At 63.4% G+C, this 4,907-nt stretch carries 5 protein-coding genes and 1 pseudogene; 2 read left to right on the top strand and 4 right to left on the bottom strand.

Features of this window, described 5'->3' with window-relative positions:
• Positions 1 to 966 (top strand): SGNH hydrolase domain-containing protein (locus VFA16_RS19775; protein ID WP_324969452.1); only part of this gene is annotated, 966 nt, incomplete at its 5' end.
• Positions 967 to 969: 3 nt separating this feature from the next.
• Here the strand turns inward: VFA16_RS19775 and VFA16_RS19770 are convergent.
• From VFA16_RS19770 to VFA16_RS19760, 3 genes are all read right to left on the bottom strand, one after another.
• Complete coding sequence (locus tag VFA16_RS19770; protein WP_324969451.1) at positions 970 to 1,905, bottom strand: NADP-dependent oxidoreductase; 936 nt, start codon at positions 1,903 to 1,905, stop codon at positions 970 to 972.
• 27 nt (positions 1,906 to 1,932) lie between these two features.
• A complete protein-coding gene (locus VFA16_RS19765) occupies positions 1,933 to 2,592 on the bottom strand; it encodes an O-methyltransferase (protein WP_324969450.1) in 660 nt (219 codons plus the stop codon).
• Between the two features lie 70 nt (positions 2,593 to 2,662).
• Positions 2,663 to 3,418 (bottom strand): L,D-transpeptidase, encoded by a 756-nt coding sequence (locus VFA16_RS19760; RefSeq protein ID WP_324969449.1) that lies wholly within the window; start codon positions 3,416 to 3,418, stop codon positions 2,663 to 2,665.
• Positions 3,419 to 3,802: 384 nt separating this feature from the next.
• On the opposite strand from VFA16_RS19760, the gene VFA16_RS19755 reads away from it, so the two are divergent.
• Positions 3,803 to 4,444, top strand: a complete 642-nt coding sequence (locus VFA16_RS19755) for an isochorismatase family cysteine hydrolase (RefSeq protein WP_324969448.1) — start codon at positions 3,803 to 3,805, stop codon at positions 4,442 to 4,444.
• A 4-nt stretch (positions 4,445 to 4,448) separates the two neighbouring features.
• On the opposite strand, the pseudogene VFA16_RS19750 reads toward VFA16_RS19755, so the two are convergent.
• Positions 4,449 to 4,907: pseudogene (locus VFA16_RS19750) on the bottom strand (elongation factor G-like protein EF-G2); the annotation flags it as partial.

Genomic DNA, 4,907 nt, shown 5'->3' with positions numbered 1-4,907 from the left:
GGGGAGCGCACAGGATGGTCCGGATGGCGGTTGTTCGGCGTTCGCTGCGCCGTCACCGTTACGGTGGCCGCCGCGTCATGGTGGGTGGTCGAACAGCCGGTTCGGCGGTGGCGCCCGATACGTGTACCGCTGTTGCCGCTGGCCGGCGCCACCATTGGTAGCGCAGTAGCGGCAACGCTGCTGATTGTGCCGGTGGGCACGGGTCCTCGTGCCGGACTTGACCGTAGCCTGCCACCGGGTGTGTCTTCGGTTGCTGCGGTTTCGCCCTCGCCACCGGTAGTTCCGGTGCATCCGGTCGGGCAGCGAAATCCCAACCGCCCATTTACCGTATCGGTCTTCGGCGACTCGATCGCCTGGACGTTGATGCACTACCTTCCCTCAACGCCGGGCTTCCACTTCGTCGATCACACGATCATCGGGTGCAGCTTGGTGCGCGGCGGCCCGTATCGGTATCTCGGCCAAACCCTCGACCAGAAACCCGAATGTGAAAACTGGCCAACCAGATGGCCTGCGCAGATCGCCGCCGACCAACCGGACGTCGCGCTGCTGATTATCGGGCGCTGGGAGACGGTCGATCGGGTCAATGAAGGACGCTGGACTCACATCGGTGATCCGACGTTCGACGCATACCTTGCCGCCGAACTGCAACGCGCGCTGGATGTTTTCAGCAGTACTGGTGTTCGGCTGTCGGTGGCCACGGTGCCCTACAGTCGGCGGGGCGAGCGAGCGGACGGAACGCTCTACCCGGAAGATCAACCTGATCGAGTCGATCAGTGGAACACATTGCTGCGCCGCACGATTGGACGGCGCCCAAATGTATCGCTGCTCGACCTGAATAAGAAGCTGTGCCCCGACGGCATCTACACCGCTAAGGTCGACGGGATTCAGGTGCGCAGTGACGGTGTGCACCTGACGCCCGAGGGTGTGAAATGGCTGACGCCGTGGCTGGAAGAATCACTGCGGTAACCGTCAGTTGGGCAGCAGAACGATCTTGCCGTGAGTGTGCCGCTGCTCGAGCCGCTCGAAAGCGTCGGTGACCTGGTCGAGCGGGTAGGTAGCGGCAATGTCGAAATCGATGGCGCGTGAAGCGACCAGCTCAGCCATTTCCACGAGCACTTCCGGCGTCGAGGCGTCCATGCTGCCTTCGGTTTTGGCGCCGACTTCGGCTGCCTTCTGAAACGAGATGATGGTCTCGATCCGTTGCGGCGGTACCCCCAGATCTACCGCCAATTGCACATATTCGGGTCCGAACAAGTCGATGAACGCGTCGATACCATCAGGTGCGGCTTGCCGCAGCCGGCCGGCGAGCCCCTCGCCGTATTCGACCGGGATGACGCCGTGGGCTTGGAGCCAATCGGCGCTGTTTCGCGATGCGATGCCCAGCACCCGCGCATTCTGGCGAACCAACAGTTGCACGACGAGACTGCCAACACCGCCGGCCGCCGCCGAAACGGCCACTGTCTCACCGGGTTGCGGCGCCACCGCGCGCACGGCTGCGTAAGCGGTGACGCCGACGACGTACAGGGAACCCGCTACCTCCCAACTCAATTCGGGTGGTTTGTGGATCAGCTGACCTACCGGCACGACAGTATGAGTCGCGTGGCTGGACCGGCGCAAGCTGAATCCCATCACTTCGTCGCCGACTGAGAACTCGCTCACATTAGTTCCCACCGCGATCACGACGCCAGCAAGATCACTACCTTCCCCAGAGGGAAACGTGGCAGGGAATATCTCGTGCATCGCACCCTGACGGATCCCGGCTTCGCCGGGGTTGATGCCGGCGGCGTGGACCTCGACGAGCACCTCACCGGGGCCCGGGGAGGGCATGTCCATGTCGGTCACGTACAACACGTCGCGACCGCCGTAGCGGTCGAAGCGCACCGCCCGTGCTTTTGTCAACGTCATCGAAAGTCTCCTAACACCAGCTGCTGATCAGACGCGACAGCTGATTTCCATGCTGTCTGCTTCCCGGGCGCTGAAGTTGACACTGACATAACCGTTTTCGGTGTTGCGTACGTGGTCCAGGTAGGGCTTGGTGTCGGCCATTTCAGTGTTGTCCGCGACGATCAGGGCGCCGGGTGACAGCTGCGGTTCGAGCAGCTTGAGCACCGGCAGGTACAGCTCTTTCCACCCGTCGAGCAGTAGGAAGTTGACTGGGCCATCCACGCTCGTCAGGGTCGACAGCGCGTCACCTTCCAGCACGGTGATCAGATCGTCCAACCCGATGTCAGCGAACGTCTTCTTCGCAGCGGCGATCTTCGTGGTGCTGAGTTCCGTTGTGATGACACGGCCGCTGCCGTTGTCGCGCACCGCCGAGGCCAAGTGGATGGCCGAAATCCCGAAAGACATGCCGAATTCGACGATGGTTGTCGGTCGAGCCGCTCTCACCAGGGAATACAGCAGCCGGCCGGCGTCGGGCGTGACTGGGATGTAGAAGTCGCTCATCGCGTCGGCACGTTCCTGCGCGCTCGCCGAGGACAGCCGCTGCAACTCGTCGCGCTTGCCACGCAACTGCGCCATCTGTTCACGGGTCTCGGCATACATGCGCTCAAGGGCGGTTGCGACTTTGGGGTCTTGCAGTGTGTTGGGCATGACGTCGAGGGTAGGCGTGGTCGCGCTCGAGCGGGGTCGTCCCCTCGGCCCGCGAACGTGCGGTCCGTTGTCAGGCGTCCACGATGATCGGATCGCCGATGTGCACGGTGTCGAAATACCAGGCAGCGTTGTCCGGGCTGAGGTTGATGCAACCGTGGCTGACGTTCGCATAGCCCTGAGAGTCGACCGACCAGGGCGCCGAGTGCACGTACACACCGCTCCACGTGACCCGCACGGCGTACTGCCCTTGAATCAGGTAGCCCTCAGGCGAACTCAGCGGGATGCCGATCGTGCGCGAATCGAAGGTGACGGTGCGCTCTTTCGACAGGGCGGTGAAGGAGCCCATCGGTGTCGGGCGGCTTGGCTTGCCCATCGACGCCGGCATCGTGCGGACTACCTCGCCGTTGATGCTGACGGTGAACGTATGTGCGGAGATGCTGGCTACTGCCTTTACCGCATCGCCGGTTTCGAAGCCGGTCGTCAACGCGTGCACCTGCACCTTGACTGTGCTGTGGGGCGGCCAGAATTGGTCGGGCGTCCACTGCACCGTGTTGTCATCGACCCAGCTGAACCGCCCGGTCGTGTGGCTCGGGGAAGTGATCTTGATTGTCCGCTCGGCGGCGGGGCGGTCGATGACGGGCTTGCTGAAAGTGACGATGACCGGATGGGCGACGCCCACGAGCTGGCCGTTGGCTGGCTGGATGGATGCGATGCCGGGAGCCGCCTGCGGCGGGGCGCTTGCCGCCAAGCTAGGGCTCGCCGAGACCGCCATAGCCGCTAGCGCAGCCCCTGCCACGACAAATGCATGTCGAAGCGCTCTTCGCATCCTGTCCACCCCTTCGAATTGGTGCGGCCAGTCGCACCACGTTGCTTTCCTTAATATCTACCCTATTTGGCGGCCAGCAAACTCGGATTCGCCGCGGAACTTCGCCGTGGCAGCTGGGAGACCCGCGTTGCCTGGGTGCTCAGCAAAAGGTATCGATACGCGACTGGCGCCTGCAGCTCTAAGGATCGTTTTCGTCGTTGTCTTCGCGGAGGAGTTTTTCCGGGTGGTGGAACAGGTTGATGCGGGGTTGGCCGCGGTCGAGGTGCGGTGGTGGGCTCCATTCGGTGAGGCCGTCTTCACGTTTGCGGGTTTGCCAGTCGCGAAGGCTGCGTGTGGATGAAAACCCAACTGTGGACAACCCTCGCCGTCTGTTAGACAAGACCCATGAGCGATCGGTACACCCGCCCTGTGCCCGGTTCGGCGGCGCTCATCCTCATCGATGTCCAACGCGACTTTTACGAAGACGGCGCTCCACTACCCGTGGCCGGAACACGCGACGCCATCCCGCAGATGGCGAAGTTGGCAACGGCGTTCCGTCACAAAGGCTTAGCGATCATCCATGTGGTAAGGCTGTACCGACCGGACGGTTCCAATGTGGACCTGGCGCGCCGGCACTCCGTCCAGCAAGGCGCCAAGATCGCCGCGCCGGGCAGCGCAGGCTCGCAAATAGCGCCCGAGCTGTTGCCGAATCCCGTTGCGCTCGACCATGAATTGCTGCTCGAGGGTGGCTTCCAGCAGATCGGGCCCGCCGAGCATGTGATCTACAAACCGCGGTGGGGCGCCTTCTACGAGACCAGGCTCGAGGAACACCTTCGTGACGCCGGCTGCGACACGCTCGTATTCGCCGGCTGCAACTTTCCCAATTGCCCCCGCACGTCGATCTACGAGGCGTCCGAACGCGACTTTCGGATCGTGCTTGTGTCCGATGCCATTTCGGGCTTATACGACCGGGGCATCGATGAGTGCCGCGGCATCGGCGTCGATATCAAAGACCTCGCCGCGACCCTAGCCTGGCTGGCCCAGTAACGGATCAGTCCGCTTTCGTCACCCGGGCGGCGATGGATTCCGGCATGGGCTCGTAGCGCACGAACGACCGAGTGAACGACGCAGCGCCATGCGACAACGAGCGCAAGTCGATGGCGTAGCGCGTCAACTCGACCTGCGGCACTTCGGCTTTCACCACAGTGCGCTCATCGCCGGCAGTATCGGTGCCCAGCACCCGGCCACGCCGCCCGGACAGATCGCTCATCACCGCGCCGACAAGATCGTCGGGCACCAGCACCGAGATTTCGTCGATCGGCTCGAGCAAGATCACCTTGGTCGCCGCTGCGGCATCCTTCAGCGCCAGCGCACCCGCCATCTGGAAGGCGAAGTCCGACGAGTCGACGCTGTGCGCCTTGCCGTCGACCAGGGTCACCTTCACATCCACGACCGGGACGTGGTCCTGAGTCAGACCCTGCTCGAGCTGGGCGCGGGCGCCCTTCTCCAC

It is taken from the genome of Mycobacterium sp. (assembly GCF_035653355.1).
Classification (GTDB): domain Bacteria; phylum Actinomycetota; class Actinomycetes; order Mycobacteriales; family Mycobacteriaceae; genus Mycobacterium.
This window is presented reverse-complemented; position numbering and strand designations above follow the sequence as displayed.